Below are 16,932 nucleotides of genomic sequence, written 5' to 3'. Positions count from 1 at the left end.
CTGCCTGCGCTTGCGGGCATCACGGCTGGTCCCGACTTCCAGCACTTCCTCAAGGTGGGCATGCCCGCCTCGAGGAAGACCTGGACGAAGCCAGCCACGAAGCGCGGGCGCACCCCTTCAGGGGGCTTGGCAGCCGGGCTCCCGCGTTCCCCGCACCGTGTACGTGCGTCCCGCGCAAGCCGAGAGGAACGACCCGCTCACCCGTATCCCCATACGCAACCCGGCAAGCTGCGAGGCGGCTTGACGGGCCATCAACGAAAGACCCCGCTCCGTGGGAGCGGGGTCCGTCCGTCCCCCGCGAAGCCGATCGCGGGGTACCGTTCTGGTGTCGAAGCAGAACAGGAGCCAGTATGCACGCTCTGCCCGAAGACCACATCGGCGTGCGCATGGCGCGGCTGCGCCGTGAACGCCACCTCACTCAAAAAGCGGCCTCGGAACTGGCCGGGATCCCGTACAGCACGTACACGAAGACAGAGCAGGGTGTCATCCCTGCCACCCCGCACGTCATCGCAGCTTTCGCGCGCGGCCTGCGGATTGAGGTCGCCACAGTGGTGGGCCAGCCCTACGCCGACGAGCTGAGGGCCGACGAACTCGACATCTTGATCAGGCCCATCAGGGAGGCCCTGGACGTCTACGACCTGGGACCCGACCCCGACATCCAGCCGCGGCGACTTGAGGAACTCAACGAAGACGCCGAGGCCCTCTTGGTGGCCGTCCGCGCGGGCGAAATCAAGAAGGCCGCCAGCAACGTTGCCGGGCTGATCGAGGAGGGCACCACGGCGGCCCACTCGTTGAACAGCACGGAAGGATGGCTGACCGTCGCGTCGTTCTACCGCACGGCCTACGACGTCGCCGCCAAGCTCGGATTTTCGGACCTTGCCCAGCTCTCGCTCGCCCGCATGAACTGGGCCGCACAACGAGGTTCCGATGCCGTCCTCGGAGGCATGTACCAGTACCTCCGCGCCCTCAGCTACCTACGCGAGGGCAAGTTCGAGATCGGACAGCGACTCGTCGCCAAGGGACTGTCCACACTCCAGCAGGCAGACGAAACCCGCGAACGCGAGGTCGTCACCGGACAGCTCCACCTCGGCGGCGCCGTGATGGCCGGCCGAGCTCACGACGAGGACAACGCCCTGTCCCACCTCGAAGAGGCGAAGCGGATCGCCGGAGCGACCGGCGAAGCGGTCAAGGTGCATTACCTCACCTTTGGCCCGACCAACGTCCAGGTGCACCGAGTCTCTGTCCTCGCCGAACTCGACCAGTACGGCGAGGCAGTCGAGGCCACGAACGGCCTCGCCATCCCACAGAACTGGCCGAAGTCGCGGACGAGCCACCACCACGCCGAGGTCGCCCGCGCGCAGATGTGGACCAACGACCTGGAAGGTTCCTTCCAGAGCCTCCTCAAGGCCCGCAAGGCGGCCCCGCAGCAAGCCAAGTACCACCCGATGGTGCGGGAGACGTACGCCGGCTTGGAGGCGGCCCACCGCCGCCTGCCCGAAAGCTTCCTGTCGTACGGATCCTGGCTGAGCACAGGGACTGGGCAGGTCGCCTGACGACCCGTCACACCCAGTCAGGCTTTGGCCCCAACTATCATCAACTCATGATAGTTGGGGCCTAGTTGTGGGCCCACCATGTCGTCACTGGCCATTTCGACATGGAGCCGACCATGACGACCCACCTCGCGGACCAGGAGCGCACCCGTCGCCGCGCCCTGGGCACCGCCAATGAACCGAGATGCTTACGAGGCACCGAGACCGCCCGCAAGATTTGCATCGAACGGCGTCTCGACCCGGATAGCGGCGGCCTCTCCGAAGCAGACGCCGCCTGGCCGCAGCGACTGCGCCGCATCCTCCGCGCCAGCCTCACCCACTGGGGCCGCCCCGACCTGGTCGAGACCGCGGAACTGCTTCTCTCCGAACTGGCCACCAACGCCCTTCACTACGGCACCGGTCCCGACATCGGCGTCCGCTTCTCCCTCCAGGGCGACCACCTCAAGATCGACGTGAACGACGGCTCCCCCCTCCGCCCCGAACCTCGCTGCGCTGGACCCGACGACGAGAGCGGCCGCGGGCTACTCCTTGTCGAATCCCTGGCCGATGCCTGGGGCGTGAGCGACGACGGAACAACAACCTGGTTCACCCTCCCCCTGACCGAAGGACCCTCCGACATGGAACCCGCCGCGGCGACCGCGCCGGTCGTGCGCGAGATCCCCTTAGACCTCCCCGCCGATCCCAGCGCCACGGGGTTAGCCCGCGTCCAAGGCCGAACCCGGCTCACCATGCTGAGATGGCCCGGCAACCAGCACCTCGCGGTTGACGTCCTGCACGTCCTCATCAACAACGCCGTGCAGCACGCCCTCACGCCCGAGAAGGAGGGGCAACGCTTCGGCGCCCGCCTCAGCATCACTCAGGCCAACGAGCTGCTCATCGACGTCACAGACCCCAACCCCACGTTCCCCGACTTTGACGAGGCCATCGCCGGTGAACTGGGACGCGGCCTCTGGGCGATCGCCCGCCAGGGCGTGGACATCACCTGGTCCGTGAACTCCGACTTCGACGGCAAGACCGTCCGCGCCACCCTGCGACCCGGCCCGGTGGACCTGTGACCGCCCCGGCCGCGACCGTGCCAGCCGCCGATATGGCCGACCTCGCCGAGGTGATCCGCACCCTCATGGCAGTCGAGGCCCGCCGCGACACCCGCGTACGCCTCGGGGGCAACCTCTTCGACGTCGTCATCACCAGCTCCAGCATGCAGGCACGAGCCGCCGTCGCCCGGATGGACGAGATCCAGGGCGGTTGCGGCCCGGTGATCGAGAACCCCGAGCACGGGTGGTTTTACTGGCTGGTCCCGCCAGGGCCCTCCGACCAGTGGGAGCCGCACACTCACGCCGTGTGCCTCGGCGCTCCTCACACGATGATCCTGCCGTCCCTGAACCGGAGAGTCCCGCCCGGCCCCTTCTGGGTCCGCCCCTCGGCAAGCGACCGGCTCGTCCCGACGGGGCCGCTCCGCGAAGCCCTGGCGCAGTTCCGGCCCGAGCCAACACCGCACGCCGCGCTCGCGGTGCAGCTCGGCATCACCACCTGAGACTCCGTGCTCGCCGGCGCTGGCCCCCCGGACGTCCACGAGCACTGCCAAGCCCCTGCGGCAGGGGCCGGATCCTCCCCGGCCGCAGGCCCTCAACTCGAAGCGAGCACCCATGACGAAGCTGTTCAGGAGGGCGTCATGAGGCTCCAGCCCGTCCCGGTTGACGAGCTCGACGAGCCGCGCCTGTGGTGGAGGCCGACGGAGCCCCGGTTCCGTCCGACCATCGACAGCAGGCTGGACGCCTTACGCCGGAGCGTTTTTGAGGACGCCCTCGCCGCCATCAAACCCGGCCGTCCCATCAAGGTGTCCACGTATGTTCTCGCCAGTCACGGAGTCGACGTCGACGCCACGCACGCCCTCCTGGGCGTGCACGCCCGCTACCGGGGATGGGTCGTGCACCGGGAGCGCTTCACCGACGAACCCACGGGCGGCCCGCTCTCTGCTCAACCTCAGTTTCACCTCGCGTGCCGTCTCGCCGGATCCGGCTTCGTTGACGGCGTCCTCGCGATCGACAGGACCGCCATGCCCTGCACTGACGAGGCGTACGAGGCATACCTGCACTGGCTGCACTGCCACTACGCCTTCATCGCCTTCCTGCAGCCGACCTACGGGGGAACACCGTGACGAGACTGACCGTGCCGTACGTGACGCCGTGGACGGGGGAAAGCACCTCGCCCCCGCCCGTCACGGTCACCGCGTCCGGCGTCGCATACGCCGATCCCGCGCAGGACGCCCTCGCGCGCGACGTGGACGGCGTGCTGTGGGCCCTGTGCGGCGGCACGGCCACAGGCCGACCTGAGTACGCGGCCGAGCTCCACCCCGAGCGACAACGGACCGCCATGGAGAACCTGCTCTGCGCGTGCTGCAAGAAGCCGGGCGCCCGCGACGAACGCGGCATGCTGTGGGTCCTCCCCCTCCTCGACGACAGCGTGGACGCGCGCTGGGAGGGCGTGCGCTCCGCGATACCGCCCATGTGCGAGGCCTGCGCGAAGACGGCGCCGCGCCTGTGCCCACGGCTGCGCGAGGGGCACGTGAAGCTCCGCGTGCGGGAGGCCGAGCCGATCGGTGTACGCGGAACGCTCTACCCCCGCCCCGGCGAGCAGGGGCCGCAGGATCCCGACGCCCTGGTCCTCTTCGGCTCCGCCGACCTTGCGTTCGTCGTCGCCCGCCAGGCCGTGCGCGAACTGCGCCGCACCACCGTGGTCGCCTTCGCGGCGGCTATCGGCTGACTCCTGTCCGGTGGCCCGGTGCCATACGACCTGGGCCATCGGACAGGGCAAGACCCCCGGCGCGGGACGAACACCCGACTCGTGCTCCCCCACGACCAGGTCCCGCCCCGCGCCGGGCAACCCCGCTCAACCCAACCAACCATGGAGGAACCATGACCAACCTCGGGATACCCACCGTTCCCCAGCAGACGCACAGGGACCTCAGCGGGGGTGTCGGGTACGCGTTCAACGGACAGCACTTCGACGCCCCGTCGGACGTCACCATCGACGACATCGCGAACACGCTCACCGCGCCGCTGTCCGTGATCGTGCAGGTCACCAAGCGCTGCGACTTCGACTGCTCGTTCTGCTCCGAGACTCTGCAGATGCCGGACCCCAGCCTCGACCAGCTCGACACCATGCGGCAGAACCTGCAGGGGGTCAGCCGGGTTTTCCTGTCCGGCGGCGAGCCGCTGATGCGGAAGGACTTCAGCGAGGTCGTCGACATCTTCCACGGGCACCACATCGTCGCCGTGCCCACGAACGCCACGCACGCCCTGGACCACGCGCGGAACATCGCGGGGAAGATCGCCTACGCCAACGTCGGGTTCGAGGGGCCCCGCGCCGCCTTCAAACGCGTCCGCGGCGACTACGACAAGACGATGGCCGGCGTCCGGATCCTTCAGGAACAGGGCATTCCCCTCGCTCTGTCGGCCGTGGTGTACCGCTCCACCCTTTCAGTCCTGCCCTTCACCGTGCAGATCGCCGACGTCTTAGACGCCACGAAGGTGAAGTTGATCCTGCCCCTGCGCAAGGGCAACGCCCTGAGCCTCGCCGACCACGAGTTCATCACCACCGACGAGGCCGAGACCACGTTCGCGCGGCTGAAGGAGCAGCGCGCCGAGATGCAGTGGTCCCCGGCACTTCGGCTGACAGCGTGGACTCCGGAGAACGAAGGGCACATGATCGTCGTGGAGCCGAACGGCGTTGCACGGGCATGGCCGGTCTACGACGCGCCGGACTTGTGGGAGAACCTGGGCAACGTCCTCAAGGAGCCCATCACCGACATCTGGAAGCGGTACCGCTTCAAGAGGAACCACATCTCCAAGTACGTCGGCCGCTCGATCCACGCTGTCACCCAGGGGGTGTGACGTGCTGGAGCGGACCAACCTGGGATGGCCGGAGACCCCCTTCGGCTCGGTCACCGCGCCCGTGCAGAAGCCGGCCACGTGGCTGACCAGCGTCTCTCTGCTCTGGGGAGAGGCCGGTGACGAGCCGATGCTCATGGGCGTCGGCGTGGTGCTGATGAAGATCCACCGCACCCAGTCACTGCCCATCTCCGCCCCGCTCATGCACTTCGGCTACCGGGTCCTCCTCCCGGACGCCATGGGTGAGACTGCGGCGATCGTCAGGCAGCTGGACACCGTGCTCGTCCAGGCCCGTCGAAAGTCGCAAATCATCGTGTGGCACAACGGCGCCGACGATCTGCACGTCCTCCAGCAGCTCCCCCGCACCGAAGGCGAGCCGCGCCGACCGGGCGTGACCGCCATCGCCGGCGCCTGGAAGGACCGCGCGACCCGAGAACGGGGCACCGCCCATTGCGTGGACACCAGCCACGACCTCGGCCCGGCTGGGCTAATCAGCGACACCGCCACCGCGCACGGCCTGGAGCCGCTCAAATCCTTCGCCGGCCAACAGCAGCACGTCAGCGGGCAGGAGGCGTGCGATGCCCTCATGGAGGAGCGGACTGCGGCCTTCTCACCGGACGCTCTGGCCGTCAGCGTCCTGTCCTCAGCTCTCGCCACGGCGCTGCTGGGGGGCAAGCACACTGGCCGGCTGCACTGGGAGGAGCCGCTGAGCATCTTCGACGCCCTATCAGAGGCCGCGTGGGAGGCGGCGCCTTCCTTCCTGGGCGGCGTGGCGTCAGCACGCAGCGAGTAGCGTCCGGCGGGGCCGTGCGCACCGGGCGTACGGCCCCGCTCTACGGCAGGAACACCCATGATCATCAAAAGCAGCTTGCCCCGCGCCCGCTCCCTGCAGCCGCCGCCGCGGCGCTCGGGGACGGTACGCATCGCGTCCATCGACGTCGAGTGGACGAAGAACTACCGGATCAAGAACGGTCAACGCCCCTTCTGCTACAGCGTCACGTGGCTCGACCTGCCCGCCAGCAGCACGCCGGACCTGGTGGGCGTGCCGTTCGAGTGGACCAGCGTGTACGTCGAGGAGCCCGGCGAGATGGACGAACTCATCCGGCACGCCGCGGCGACCGTCGCCGCGGCCGCGGAGACGTCCACGATCATCACCGGGCACCAGTTCTGCGCCGACCTGTCGGTCCTGGAGGCCAACGCCCCCACGGACGCGGCCTCCGCCCTGCAGGAGGCCCGCGCGCAGTGGAAAGACCGCCGCGGCGCCAACCCGGACGAGAGCCACTACGTCGACACCCGGTATGACGCCGGCCATCTCCTCACCGGGACCTCGCGCCGCCTGGTCGACGTGTGCACCGAGCTGGGCCTCGACGTCACCCAGCCCGAGCTCCGCCAGGCGTCCATGCCCGCCTGGCACCGCCGCTGGGTCGAGGACGGCCAGAAGGAGGGCCGGGAGCGCGTGAGCGTCCTCAACCTCCGCCACTCCGTCTCTACCGCCTACGTCGCCGCCCGCACGGCCGGACTCGCCGTATGGGCCGACGAAGGCCTGAACGTCAACCGAATCATCGCCGAGGCCGCGAAAGGCGCCTGGGCCTGGCTGGAAAACCCCATCTTCACCGACCTCCTGGAGGACCCGTGCCCATTCGCGAGTGCCGCGTTATCGCCGTCGAAGGCACCCAGGCCGCGGGCAAAACAACGTTCGTCCACGCGCTGACCGCGCACCTGCGCGAACACAGCATCGGCGTCGCCTGCACTGGCGAGCCCGCCCGGACCAGCCCGTTCATGGAGGACATCGTCCTTCATGGAGAAGGGAACTTCGACTTGGTCGCTGAACTGGACCTGTTCGCCCAGCACTTCACCGTGCCCCTGCGCGCCGCCCGGCACCACCAGGTCCTCGTCACCGACAAGACCCCCGCGAACGTCCTGGCCCTGGCGGGCGTGGTCCTCGACCCGAACGAGCCGGGCACCGCCGCCGTCCTCGCCGCGGCGGAAGCCATGTGCCGGGCCTGGATGCCCACCGCCTACGACGCGATCGTGTACTGCCGGGACCGCTACGACCAGAAAGCCGGCGGCGACCGCATGCGGGAGAAAGTCCTCGGGATCCAGGACGAGTCCGACACCGCCATCTACGAAGCGTGCCGGGCCACGGGCGTGCCGCTGCTCGAAATGCCCACGGGCCTGACGGTCGCCGAGCGTGTCCAGTGGACCGTGACGCACGTTGGAGATATGGGGCTGATCGCGGTCTGATCCCGGCTACAGTCCCCTACCGGCAAGCGCCCCACCGGTCGAAGGACGAAGCACAGTGCCCCAACAGCCCGTGAACGACGTGATGCTCATCCTCGAGCGCGACGGAACCGTATGCCTTGCCGAACGGCGGGGCACCGGCTACGCCGACGGCAAGCTGAATCTGCCCTCCGGCAAGCTCGACGAGGACGAGGACGTGTTCGACGCCGTGATCCGGGAGGCGCGGGAGGAGACCGGCATCGTCGTCGAGCGGGAGGCCCTGCGGGTCGTGCACGTCATGCACTTCCGCAACCCCGAGGGGCAGCCCCGAGTCGGCTGGTTCTTCGTCGCCAGGCATTGGGAGGGCGAGCCGCGGAACATGGAGGAGCACAAGTGCGCCGGCCTCTCCTGGCACCCGATTGGCCAGCTCCCCGACCACACCGTCCCGTACAACGCACTGGGCATCGCCCACTACCTCAAAGGCGAGCCGTTCTCCGTGCACGGCTGGGAGAGGTCCGTGTAGGGCACTGGGTGTAGCAGAACAACGCACCAGAACACGAAGCGGGGCCTGGCGCATTGTGCGCCAGACCCCGCTCTTGCGTGCATTGGGCGGGGTGGAGACGTGCCGCGCTCCGGCCGACGGCCAGCCGGAGCGCGGAAGGGACTCACAGCGAGTACGGCCGGGGCTCGCTCAGCGTCGAGGTACCGTCCTGATGGATGGTGACGGTCGTGATCTGCGTCGCGGCTGTCACCCGGGCGCGGCGGGCCAGTTCCTGGTGCCAGCCCTCGTTATTGTTACGGCGCGCGACTTCCCGCTCTATGGCCGCCTGCAGAGCTTTCTCGGCGGCAGCGTCACGGGCGGCGGTCATCTTGCGCGAGAGTTCGGCCAGGCGCGCGGTCTCCTCGGTAGACTGCCACTCGGTCGGCTGGCGGGAGACCCGCTCGGACGGGGAGCGCAGGGTACGGATGTAGTGCTCAGCCGCGGAGGCCCAGGAGTCGCGGTCAGGGAACACGCGTGTCCTTTCGTCGGGATGGCGGGAGGCGTTCACAGTGCGCGGCCGTGGCGCCGGGCGAGGATGCGCGCGGCCTCGAACTGAAGCGCGGCCAACTGCTTGTCGCTCAGCGCATCGAGGTCCACCGGCACGTCGGTCTTGTGCAGCGGCTCCCATTCGCCGTCGGGCACCCGCGAGACGACCGTGAGGTGCAGGAGGTCGTCAGCCCACTCCTCGGCTGCCTGCTGGCTGCCGTAGTGGAAGAGCTGGGAGGTGACGGCGATGATGCCCCAGTCGCGGGTGTCGTCGGCAGTGGTGGCGGTTGTGGCCATGGGTTCACCAAGGACGAGTGGGCGGTTCGGGTCGGGGTGCCGTGCCCCGGCAGGTCGAGTGCCGGGGCACGGCTGGGAGGCGTCAGGCCTGGCGGAGTCGGCGCTTGTTGACGTACGCGCGGTAGATCGCGTTCCAGGCCAGTCGCGCAGACCCTGCCCGAGCTTGAGCAGCGTCCGCTCGGACATGTCCTCGACGGTGCCGAGGTGGGTGATCTCGCGCGGGAAGGCCAGGCTGACCGCGCAGTTGTCGCCGCGGCCGTCCTGGTGGGCGGCGCCGAGCGTGTAGAACCACACGAGGTAGCCCGACTTGGGGTCGCCGCTGTCGGCGAACGTCCGCAGGACAATGCCGCGGCGGATGCCCGTGGACTTGCCTTCCTGGTAGCGGGGGGCGCGCACAACGGTGCCGGGGGCCAGCGTCTCAGAGGTGGTGGCGGTGGCAGTCATGTCGTCCTCCCGGTTGGTGGGGCCAGCGGTTCCGGCCCGTCCACAAGACCATTATGCATAGGTCCCGACGTGAAATCACGTCTTGCAAAAGCGCTGCGTCCCGGCCAAGTCGAGTGGCCGGGACGCAGCTTCGGGGCGTCAGGCGCCGGGGGTGACCGCCGCGATCGCGGCGGCGAGAGCTGCCTTGCCAGCAGGGAGGACCGTGAAGGTCTTGTCCTCGGCGACCTCGATCAGGCCGCGCTTGGCCAGCGAAGCGCGGGTCCGTCCGTCGGTCGTCTCGCCGAGCTCCAGGGCGGCGGCCATGGCCGGGCCGACAATCCGCTCGGCCGGGTCCTTCGCGACCGTGCGCTTCTTGTAGACCTCCAGACGGAAGTCCCACTTGGCCTTCGCGTCGTTGCGGACCGTCTCATCGTCGCTCTTCAGCAGGTCCATCAGGGTGGCGTAGGAGACGAAGCCCTTGGCGGCCGGGGCCTCCTCGTCGCCCTCCCCAGCGGCCGGCTCGACCGCGGCATCGGCGACCTCGGCCGCAGCCTCTTCGACGCCCTCGACGTCCTCGACAGCCTCGGTGACGTCCTCCTCGGCAACCTCGTCGGCCTCCGACTCGGGAGCCTCGTCGATCCCCTCAGCGGTCTCGGTCTCCTCGTCCTCGGCGAGGACCTCCTCGATGGCCTCGTTGATGTCGACCGCGGGAACGTCGTCGGCGGGGGCGGCCTCGACGACCTCGGTCTCGTAGCGGAGCTTGCCGGTGGGGGTGTAGACGCGGTGGACCAGGCCGGTGTCGGCGGTGAGCTTGTCGGCCAGCTTGTCGGCCGCCTTGCCCTCGCTGCGGACGTCGACCTTGGTGTCGTCGGCGGTGGTGATCGTGTAGATGGTCTTGGTGGCCATTGCGGTGGTCCTTTCGGTCAGTGGGGCCGGTCTTTCCGTGCCCGTTCGCAAGACCAAGTATGCCTGTGTCCCAACGTGAAAGCAAGTCTGGACATTAATATAGGTCGAGGAGCTTCCCCGGCCGGTACGGCGGCCGGGGGTTTCCGCAGCTCAGGCTGCCCGCTCGACCTCCTAACGGGTCATCCGAGAAGCGGCACATGATGGGCAGGCGCGACAGCGGGCTCGGGCTCGTCGGCCGACAACTCCTCGGCGGCCGCGGCCGGGACGGCGGGCGGCGTCTCGCGGACCCGCTCGCCGACGCCGTTGTGCACGTCCCTCATCGGGTTGCCAGACGGGGCGTAGCGGACCGAGACGGTGAACGACCAGCCGGCCTCGGATGTGCGCCGTTCGATGTCGTCGGCGTGCTTGGCGATGACGCGCTCGGCGTGACGGCCGTAGGTCACGACGTACGTGTGGATGCACTCGCTTCGCCGATAGAAGCCGGTGACGGTGAAGTCCTTGCCGCGGCCTTGCTTCAGCCCGAGGCGGCGCAGCTCGCGGGCGATGGCGACCGTGGGGGTGGCGGGAGCTTGGTTCATAAGGCGGCGGTTCCTTTCCGGATGGGCGGGAACCGCGCCCCGGCAAGGTCGAGTTACCGGGACGCGGCGAGAGGGACGGTCAGACGAGCTGGAAGCGCGGGGCGAAGCGCCGGAGCAGCCCCATCCGCAGGGCGTAGGCGCGGGCCTCGTGGGAGCTGGTGAACTCCCGGCCGTCATGGACCGGATGCCAGACGACGACCCCGAGGCCGCCCCTGGCATTCGGGGCCTCGTGGTCCAGGTCGTGCACGTTAAGGACCGCGCCGTTGATACCGCTGCCGACTGTTTGCGAGACGGCCCAAGAGGAGGCGGTCACGTACCTTTCGGCCGGGTCGTAGGCGTCGGCTGCGCGAACGTCGGCAGCGGCCTCGCAGGCCTGGTCCAGCGCGTCCACAGCCTGCTTGCCCTTCCCGCGATGGAAGAGGGCGAGTGCGCGCAGGGCGCGGTCGGCCACGGTCGGCTGGTAGGTGGGACCGTAGGTGAGCATCGGGCGGAGTTCGTTGCGGAGCACGCGGAGCACGGCATAGCGAGTGACGGGCCGCTCGCGGCCGTCAATGGCGAGCTCGGCGGGCATGGTCTCGGCCGTCTGGTGTAACCACGCGTACCAGTTGGCTTCGAACATAGTGACCTCCTCTGGATGTTGGGCCGGGCGGTCCGGCCCCTCAACACGTAGATTACATATGCCCCAACGTGAAAACAAGTCTGGTCAACTAAGCAGAGCTGTGCTCCGGCCGCTTCGAGCAGCCGGCGCACAGCCGGGACGGGTCAGCCAAAGTCGGCCACCAGCACGGTGGCGTTGTCCGGTCGGATGGACCCGTGGTCGATGGCGGCCTCCACGAAGCTGCGCGCGGCCTCATGCACGCCGCCTGTGAGATAGGCGGACAGATCCCGGCAGGAGCCCTCCAGCGGCTCGTACGCGCCGTCAGAAGCCAGCAGCAGCCGCCCCGAATCCGGACCAATCGCCGCCCCGATCTGCGGCAGTTCGCCGGAGTAGCCCAGGAACGAACGCACCACATGCCGCGCGCCCGGGCCGGGGGCCATCCCCATGTCGAGCAGCCGCTGCCGGTCGTTGTGGTCGCTCGTCAGCCGCTCCAACCGCCCACCCTGGTGCAGCACGTAGGCGCGGGCGTCTCCACACCAAGCGACCTGCACCAGCTCTCCGGGGACGACGACCGCGACGACCGCGACCGCGCACGGCTCGCCCGGCGAGTACAAGCCGCGCGCGGCCCGCTCCTCGGCGACTTGGGCGTGGAAGACGCGCAAGCCGACCTCGGCGTCGGCGCGGCGCGCGGCCGCGTGAGCGAGGGGGCGAGCGATGGAGCGGGTCCAGTCGCCCACCTCCTGCTCGTCGCCCATGCCGTCGAGCAGGACGTAGGCGCGGGTCTTGCCTATCGTGTAGGTGGCGGTGGCGTCGCACTGGTACGAACGGCCGCCGATGAGCTGGGCAGTGGCGTGAGTAGGCATGCTTCTCCGAACGGGGATTGCAGGTGGATGGCGGGGAAGGCAGAGCGCCCCGGCCAGGTCGAGGGGCCGGGGCGCAGCGAGGATCAGGCGCGACCGTCGAGGGTCACGAACACGGTGTCGTCACCGACGCTGAGCCGGTACCGCATCCACGAGTCCTCGCTCGTGCCCAGGTGCTCGACACCGACGGTGAACGCGGCGCCTCCCCAGGTGCAGACGTACGGCGAGACGTGACCGCCGCTGTAGTGCGCCGCTTCCCAGTGCTTCGAGTAGTCGGTGAGGGTCCCGACCTGCATCTCGGCCTCGACAAGGAAGACGCACCGGGTCGGCCCGTCGGCGCTGGAGACCGGCTGCCACTGACCCCCGGGCACACGGCTGATGACGGTGAGGTTCTCCACATCGGCGGCCATCTCCTCAGCCACCTGTCGGTCAGCCGTGCCAAGGACGGTGGTCGTGACGGCGATGACCCCCCAGTCGCGGGGCGTTTCGGAGGTGTTGTCCATGTCTGTTACTCCTTCGGTGACTTGGGCTGCTCCCCGCAGCCTCTTGTCGGGCCGGACCGGCCCGACAACAGCAAACCCTTACAGATGTCCCGACGCAAAAACAAGTCGGGACATTGAGCCAAGGTCAGCTCTCGACGAGGGCACGCAGCACGCGTTCGGCCTGCTCGGGCGACAGCCCACGCAGCTCCATACGCGCGTACGCCTCAGTGGTCTTCTTGTCGGCGTCCACGTCCACCCGCGCGGACGGCACCAGGTACGACGATTCCCCGCTCTTCGGCCCGTCCCAGGCCAGGTGATACGCCGTCACCCTCCGGTCGTGGTAGTTCCGTACCGGCTTCGACAGGCCCGGTACCGCCCCCAGGCTGCGGGCCGCCGCTACGCGGGACTGCTCGGCCCTCCGCAGCTCGGCCAGGCGGCGCGCGTATTCGTCGCACGCCTCGGTCAGCTTGGGCAGCACGCGCCGGGTGACCTCGGAGGCCACGCGCCGGGCCGGGGACGTGGCCGAAACGGAGATGTGGCCACGGTCCAGGCCGATCGTGTCGGGCCGTTCGTCTTCGGGCGCGTCCGGCAGCAGTCCCTCCACGTGCAGCCGGCCAGGGTTGCCGTACTCGGGCCCGTACAGGCGGACCCGCCGACCGTCCTGGTGATGCAGTGCCCAGGCATGGGACCAGTCGGCGTCCGGGCACACGTCCCAGGCCGGGCCTAAGAGGCGAGCAACCTCGTGGGCGAGGGCGCCCATGTCCGGCTCGTGCTCGGTAGTCATGAGTGAGGGTTCCCTTCAGGTAGGGGCCGTGCCCTGGCCGGGGCGAGCGGGCCAGAGCACGGCCGGAAAGAAAGCGGGTAAGGACCCCCGCACCGCCGCGGTGGGTTGCTATCGTTTGGTTCAGGTCGTCCGCCGCTTGGTCGAGAAGCGGCGGACGGCCTTATGTGTGGGCCAGTTCAGCTGGCAGGCTGGCGGGTGTAGTGCATCCGCAGGGCGATGACCTCCGGGTGCGCGAGTACCAGCTCCCCGTCGGCCGCGCGCCGGAACGTCACGCTCTCGTCCATGGAAGGACGGCCTTCCGTGCGCAGGACCAGGGCGCGCACCTCGTCGGCCGACATGCCGAGTTCGGCGGCCAGGTCCGCGGCCCTGACGGGCGGGATGACGCAGGTGCACGGCGCGGGGTCGGCGACGAGGCTGGCGATGATCCGCTTGCTCCGTGCTGCGCGGTCGTCGGCGATGAGCAGCAGATTCCTGGCCCTCCACTTCCGGCCGCGCACCTGAAGCACGCTGGCCCGCTTGCGGTCCTCTTCGACCTGCTGGCGCATGTCGTAGATGCTGCCGAGCGCGCAGTAGGCGGCGCAGGAGAAACCGGAGAAGACGGGCTTGCCGCTCCGGGCGAGACCGACCGGGATGAAGCGGCCGCAGTCGTATGTGACCTCATCGGGCCGTTCGCACAGGGGCAGGCCTTCGGGTACGTCGACGGTCGCGCCGCTGGGGAAGGTGAAGGTGGGCATGGTGTCCTTTCGTAGGGTCAATCCGGCAGGGACGGGGACGGGGAGAGCAGCCAGTCGAGAAACTCCCGTGCGCTCATGGGCGACGGGGCTTCCTCGGCGGCCGCAGACGCCTCCTCGGCGGCCTGCTCGGCGTCGGGATCGAAGTACTCGTGGATGTCCGCGAAGATCGGGGCGTCGGGCGACAGGTCGAACTTCACAGGCTCGGGACGGCCGCGGGCCTTGAGGTCTGGGAACGCGGGCGCGGTGAACTTCCGCGCCTGGATGTCCTTCACGCGCTGCCGTGCCGTCTGAGCTTTGATCAGGAGCGGGCCACTGCCGTGGTTACGGGCGGCGGCTTCGGCCTTCCGAGCCGTCTTCTCGGCGGCCGCGAGCGCATCGGCCTTGCCTGCCTCGTGCAGCTCGGTGAGGGCGGCGCGCACGGCCTTGGTGTGCGAGGTCTCCAGCTGTCGGATGGTGCGAACGCGGCCTGTCCGCTCAGTGCGGATGATGCGGGTTACTCCGAAGACGGTGACGGTCGTCTCCTTGAAGTCCATGGTGGTGCGCGTCCTCTCGATGTTGGGGCCGTGCCCCGGCCCGGTCGAGTGGCCGGGGCACGGCTGGGGATGTGGGCCTACAGGCCGTCCACGCTGACCTCCACGACGCGATAAGGCCCTGGTCTCCGTACACGCCGCCCGGCTTCTCGTGCGCCTGGCGCACCTTCGCCACGGCCTCCTCACACGACCGCGCGTAGGTGTAGTGCGTCAGGGAGGCGGCGCCGGGGTGAGCGTCGTTGGTCCGCTGCGCCACGACCCGATACCGGGTCAGCTCGGCAGGTTCCCCGCTGTCCCCCGAAAGGGCGTCGGAAAGTTTCGCCAGCCCCTTCTCCGTGAGGTGGGCGCGGCCGTCACTGTCGATCCGGACGAAGTCCTTCTCCCAGGCTGTCCCGAGCCGGAACCAGTCCCGCTCGCTGCTGCCGATTGCCTCGGCGGACAGCAGGTGCTTGATCATCCGGTTTTCATGCTGCACCGCTTCGAGGTCGCCCCACTTCTCCACAGACATGCAGTCCTCCTACTCGTCCCAGGGACCGCCGGTCGGGCCCCGCAAAAACAGAGTACAAGTGTCCCAGCGTGAATACAAGTAGGGTCGCATACCCAATAGGGCCGACCCGCCCCGGAGGCTCACGCGAGCTACACCACCAGCTCCCGGGTCATCTGCTCCCGGTGCTCCCGCACGTACAGGCGGGCCACGTCCCGATGCTCGGCCATCTTCGACCAGGAGCGGCACGAGCAGCCGACCGCGCTCGACGCGTCGTACACCAGCACCTTCTGACCGACGTTCCGGCCCGAGCCCGGAGGCAGACCGATGTCCGCCGCGTGCACGTAGCCGTTTGGCTCCGTCGTCCGTGTCCGGTGCGCCTGGGCACCCATCGCTAGTCGGGCCGCCAGCGACACCCTCACGGGACGGCGCTGCTCGGACAGGAAGCCGTTCGACGTCGCTGCGTAGGGCTCGCCGAGGACCAGCAGGCCGCCCTCAACCAGCCGCGCCACGGTGCCCGGAGCCAGCGACACGAACCTGGCCCACAGGCGGCCCACACGGGCGCGAAACGGCTGTTCGGCCTGGTTCACCACGTAGGCGTCGGGCGCAGCGAGAACGGCCTCCAGGTCACGCCGTACAGCCGGGGTGAGCCTGTTGACCGGCTTCGCGGGCTCCAGGGCCACGATGTGGTGATCCGGTACCACTCGGCCCCTCCACAGGTCGCGGGTGATGACGATCCCGCCCGTGCGGGTGGCCTCCATGCGGCAGTCGCGGCGGACCGCTTTGCGCAGCAGGGATAAGGCGTATGCCTCAGTGGCCGTGCCATGGCCGGTGCTGCCGTCGGCGTGGGTCACGATCTCGTGGAACATGCGGGCCTCCAGGGCTCGGTAGGTGGTGGGGGCTGCGCCCGGCCCGGTCGAGTGGCCGGGCGCAGCCTTCAGAGGTGTGTCAGTCCTGGCCGTTGTCGACGATCTCGGCATCCGGGCTGAAGCCGTCGCCCTCGCGGACCGCGACGGCCATCACGTTGAAGTAGCTGGTGCCCTTCAGTTCGGCCCTGGCGGGGACGCGGACGATGCCGACGTAGTAGCCCTTCTTCGCGTGGGCGGCGACGCGCCGTTCCTCGGTCTTGGCCTTGGACTCGTTGAACCAGCCGGCGCAGCGGCCGTGCTCGTCGAGGAGCTTCCAGGACCAGCCCCAGCGGCCCTCGACGCGGACCGCGGGGACGAGGTTGCCGTCCAGGTCGAACAGGCCCCGGAAGTTCCACTTGCCGCCCGCCTCAGCGATGTCCGCGGCGAGGAGCTTCAGTCCGGCCATCCGGCCGGACGCCCACTGAGAGAGGAAGCCGTCGATGTCGCAGCGGTCGAAGGACTCGGCGGCGTCGGCGTCGTGCTGGCGGGCTTCGGCGCGCAGCCGGTCGGCCTCGGTCTGGCCGGTGCCGGAGGTGGCGATCATGGTCATTGGCTTCTCCTTGTCGGGTGGGTGCCGCCCCCGGTCAGGTCGAGTGGTCGGGGACGGCGGGTGAGGGCCCGTCAGCGCTTGAAGGCGGCGAGCCGGTGGGACTCGCGAGCC

Annotated in this window: 23 protein-coding genes; 10 read left to right on the top strand and 13 right to left on the bottom strand. The window is 69.3% G+C overall.

Annotation, left to right across the window (positions count from 1 at the left end):
* Nucleotides 1-350: 350 nt before the first annotated feature.
* From EF387_RS23390 to EF387_RS23345, 10 genes are all read left to right on the top strand, one after another.
* On the top strand, nucleotides 351-1,553 hold the full coding sequence (locus tag EF387_RS23390) for a helix-turn-helix domain-containing protein (RefSeq protein WP_128378547.1): 1,203 nt from the start codon (nucleotides 351-353) through the stop codon (nucleotides 1,551-1,553).
* A gap of 113 nt (nucleotides 1,554-1,666) precedes the next feature.
* Nucleotides 1,667-2,605 carry an ATP-binding protein gene (locus tag EF387_RS23385; RefSeq protein ID WP_128378546.1) on the top strand — a complete coding sequence of 313 codons (939 nt, stop codon included), beginning with the start codon at nucleotides 1,667-1,669 and terminating at the stop codon, nucleotides 2,603-2,605.
* A gap of 17 nt (nucleotides 2,606-2,622) precedes the next feature.
* The gene (locus tag EF387_RS23380) at nucleotides 2,623-3,084 is read left to right on the top strand and encodes a hypothetical protein (RefSeq protein ID WP_238431645.1); all 462 of its coding nucleotides are present in this window, start codon (nucleotides 2,623-2,625) and stop codon (nucleotides 3,082-3,084) included.
* Nucleotides 3,085-3,222: 138 nt separating this feature from the next.
* On the top strand, nucleotides 3,223-3,708 hold the full coding sequence (locus EF387_RS23375) for a hypothetical protein (RefSeq protein WP_128378544.1): 486 nt from the start codon (nucleotides 3,223-3,225) through the stop codon (nucleotides 3,706-3,708).
* Nucleotides 3,705-4,313, top strand: coding sequence for a hypothetical protein (locus tag EF387_RS23370; protein WP_128378543.1), 609 nt, complete (start codon nucleotides 3,705-3,707; stop codon nucleotides 4,311-4,313). The genes EF387_RS23375 and EF387_RS23370 overlap by 4 nt, the downstream gene beginning before the upstream one ends.
* 152 nt (nucleotides 4,314-4,465) lie before the next feature.
* Complete coding sequence (locus tag EF387_RS23365) at nucleotides 4,466-5,443, top strand: radical SAM protein (protein ID WP_128378542.1); 978 nt, start codon at nucleotides 4,466-4,468, stop codon at nucleotides 5,441-5,443.
* A gap of 1 nt (nucleotide 5,444) precedes the next feature.
* Nucleotides 5,445-6,233, top strand: coding sequence for a hypothetical protein (locus EF387_RS23360; protein WP_128378541.1), 789 nt, complete (start codon nucleotides 5,445-5,447; stop codon nucleotides 6,231-6,233).
* Between the two features lie 57 nt (nucleotides 6,234-6,290).
* Complete coding sequence (locus EF387_RS23355; RefSeq protein ID WP_128378540.1) at nucleotides 6,291-7,151, top strand: hypothetical protein; 861 nt, start codon at nucleotides 6,291-6,293, stop codon at nucleotides 7,149-7,151.
* Nucleotides 7,073-7,684: an AAA family ATPase gene (locus tag EF387_RS23350; protein WP_128378539.1), complete on the top strand. Its 612-nt coding sequence runs from the start codon at nucleotides 7,073-7,075 to the stop codon at nucleotides 7,682-7,684. The genes EF387_RS23355 and EF387_RS23350 overlap by 79 nt, the downstream gene beginning before the upstream one ends.
* Before the next feature lie 55 nt (nucleotides 7,685-7,739).
* The gene (locus EF387_RS23345; protein WP_238431644.1) at nucleotides 7,740-8,183 is read left to right on the top strand and encodes an NUDIX hydrolase; all 444 of its coding nucleotides are present in this window, start codon (nucleotides 7,740-7,742) and stop codon (nucleotides 8,181-8,183) included.
* Nucleotides 8,184-8,325: 142 nt separating this feature from the next.
* Here EF387_RS23345 and EF387_RS23340 read toward each other — a convergent pair whose 3' ends face one another.
* From EF387_RS23340 to EF387_RS23280, 13 genes are all read right to left on the bottom strand, one after another.
* Entirely contained in the window at nucleotides 8,326-8,673 is a 348-nt protein-coding gene (locus tag EF387_RS23340) for a hypothetical protein (protein ID WP_128378538.1), read from the bottom strand.
* Nucleotides 8,674-8,705: 32 nt separating this feature from the next.
* Nucleotides 8,706-9,428 carry a DUF6409 family protein gene (locus EF387_RS47530; RefSeq protein WP_202918349.1) on the bottom strand — a complete coding sequence of 241 codons (723 nt, stop codon included), beginning with the start codon at nucleotides 9,426-9,428 and terminating at the stop codon, nucleotides 8,706-8,708.
* 138 nt (nucleotides 9,429-9,566) lie between these two features.
* Nucleotides 9,567-10,313 carry a hypothetical protein gene (locus EF387_RS23330; protein ID WP_128378537.1) on the bottom strand — a complete coding sequence of 249 codons (747 nt, stop codon included), beginning with the start codon at nucleotides 10,311-10,313 and terminating at the stop codon, nucleotides 9,567-9,569.
* Between the two features lie 179 nt (nucleotides 10,314-10,492).
* Entirely contained in the window at nucleotides 10,493-10,891 is a 399-nt protein-coding gene (locus EF387_RS23325; protein ID WP_128378536.1) for a hypothetical protein, read from the bottom strand.
* A gap of 79 nt (nucleotides 10,892-10,970) precedes the next feature.
* A complete protein-coding gene (locus EF387_RS23320; RefSeq protein WP_128378535.1) occupies nucleotides 10,971-11,510 on the bottom strand; it encodes a hypothetical protein in 540 nt (179 codons plus the stop codon).
* Between the two features lie 143 nt (nucleotides 11,511-11,653).
* Complete coding sequence (locus tag EF387_RS23315; protein ID WP_128378534.1) at nucleotides 11,654-12,352, bottom strand: PP2C family protein-serine/threonine phosphatase; 699 nt, start codon at nucleotides 12,350-12,352, stop codon at nucleotides 11,654-11,656.
* Nucleotides 12,353-12,435: 83 nt separating this feature from the next.
* Entirely contained in the window at nucleotides 12,436-12,852 is a 417-nt protein-coding gene (locus tag EF387_RS23310) for a hypothetical protein (protein WP_238431643.1), read from the bottom strand.
* Nucleotides 12,853-12,976: 124 nt separating this feature from the next.
* Entirely contained in the window at nucleotides 12,977-13,615 is a 639-nt protein-coding gene (locus tag EF387_RS23305; protein ID WP_128378533.1) for a hypothetical protein, read from the bottom strand.
* 176 nt (nucleotides 13,616-13,791) lie between these two features.
* Nucleotides 13,792-14,349, bottom strand: coding sequence for a hypothetical protein (locus tag EF387_RS23300; RefSeq protein WP_128378532.1), 558 nt, complete (start codon nucleotides 14,347-14,349; stop codon nucleotides 13,792-13,794).
* A 17-nt stretch (nucleotides 14,350-14,366) separates the two neighbouring features.
* A complete protein-coding gene (locus EF387_RS23295; RefSeq protein ID WP_128378531.1) occupies nucleotides 14,367-14,882 on the bottom strand; it encodes a hypothetical protein in 516 nt (171 codons plus the stop codon).
* Nucleotides 14,824-15,387, bottom strand: coding sequence for a hypothetical protein (locus tag EF387_RS23290; RefSeq protein WP_128378530.1), 564 nt, complete (start codon nucleotides 15,385-15,387; stop codon nucleotides 14,824-14,826). The genes EF387_RS23295 and EF387_RS23290 overlap by 59 nt, the downstream gene beginning before the upstream one ends.
* 128 nt (nucleotides 15,388-15,515) lie before the next feature.
* Nucleotides 15,516-16,232 carry a hypothetical protein gene (locus EF387_RS23285; protein WP_128378529.1) on the bottom strand — a complete coding sequence of 239 codons (717 nt, stop codon included), beginning with the start codon at nucleotides 16,230-16,232 and terminating at the stop codon, nucleotides 15,516-15,518.
* Nucleotides 16,233-16,311: 79 nt separating this feature from the next.
* On the bottom strand, nucleotides 16,312-16,821 hold the full coding sequence (locus EF387_RS23280; protein WP_128378528.1) for a hypothetical protein: 510 nt from the start codon (nucleotides 16,819-16,821) through the stop codon (nucleotides 16,312-16,314).
* Between the last annotated feature and the right edge of the window lie 111 nt (nucleotides 16,822-16,932).

The sequence above is a fragment of the Streptomyces cavernae genome, assembly GCF_004023625.1.
Classification (GTDB): domain Bacteria; phylum Actinomycetota; class Actinomycetes; order Streptomycetales; family Streptomycetaceae; genus Streptomyces; species Streptomyces cavernae.
Note: the sequence above shows the minus strand (reverse complement) of the source record. Positions and strands in the feature narration are given on the sequence as shown.

Excerpts from the sequence above, each read along its gene's own strand:
- EF387_RS23390 (WP_128378547.1), top strand. The coding sequence starts at position 351 with ATGCACGCTCTGCCCGAAGACCACATCGGCGTGCGCATGGCGCGGCTG.
- EF387_RS23385 (WP_128378546.1), top strand. The coding sequence starts at position 1,667 with ATGACGACCCACCTCGCGGACCAGGAGCGCACCCGTCGCCGCGCCCTG.
- EF387_RS23375 (WP_128378544.1), top strand. The coding sequence starts at position 3,223 with ATGAGGCTCCAGCCCGTCCCGGTTGACGAGCTCGACGAGCCGCGCCTG.
- EF387_RS23365 (WP_128378542.1), top strand. The coding sequence starts at position 4,466 with ATGACCAACCTCGGGATACCCACCGTTCCCCAGCAGACGCACAGGGAC.
- EF387_RS23355 (WP_128378540.1), top strand. The coding sequence starts at position 6,291 with ATGATCATCAAAAGCAGCTTGCCCCGCGCCCGCTCCCTGCAGCCGCCG.
- EF387_RS47530 (WP_202918349.1), bottom strand. The coding sequence starts at position 9,428 with ATGACTGCCACCGCCACCACCTCTGAGACGCTGGCCCCCGGCACCGTT.
- EF387_RS23330 (WP_128378537.1), bottom strand. The coding sequence starts at position 10,313 with ATGGCCACCAAGACCATCTACACGATCACCACCGCCGACGACACCAAG.
- EF387_RS23325 (WP_128378536.1), bottom strand. The coding sequence starts at position 10,891 with ATGAACCAAGCTCCCGCCACCCCCACGGTCGCCATCGCCCGCGAGCTG.
- EF387_RS23320 (WP_128378535.1), bottom strand. The coding sequence starts at position 11,510 with ATGTTCGAAGCCAACTGGTACGCGTGGTTACACCAGACGGCCGAGACC.
- EF387_RS23315 (WP_128378534.1), bottom strand. The coding sequence starts at position 12,352 with ATGCCTACTCACGCCACTGCCCAGCTCATCGGCGGCCGTTCGTACCAG.
- EF387_RS23310 (WP_238431643.1), bottom strand. The coding sequence starts at position 12,852 with ATGGACAACACCTCCGAAACGCCCCGCGACTGGGGGGTCATCGCCGTC.
- EF387_RS23305 (WP_128378533.1), bottom strand. The coding sequence starts at position 13,615 with ATGACTACCGAGCACGAGCCGGACATGGGCGCCCTCGCCCACGAGGTT.
- EF387_RS23300 (WP_128378532.1), bottom strand. The coding sequence starts at position 14,349 with ATGCCCACCTTCACCTTCCCCAGCGGCGCGACCGTCGACGTACCCGAA.
- EF387_RS23295 (WP_128378531.1), bottom strand. The coding sequence starts at position 14,882 with ATGGACTTCAAGGAGACGACCGTCACCGTCTTCGGAGTAACCCGCATC.
- EF387_RS23290 (WP_128378530.1), bottom strand. The coding sequence starts at position 15,387 with ATGTCTGTGGAGAAGTGGGGCGACCTCGAAGCGGTGCAGCATGAAAAC.
- EF387_RS23285 (WP_128378529.1), bottom strand. The coding sequence starts at position 16,232 with ATGTTCCACGAGATCGTGACCCACGCCGACGGCAGCACCGGCCATGGC.
- EF387_RS23280 (WP_128378528.1), bottom strand. The coding sequence starts at position 16,821 with ATGACCATGATCGCCACCTCCGGCACCGGCCAGACCGAGGCCGACCGG.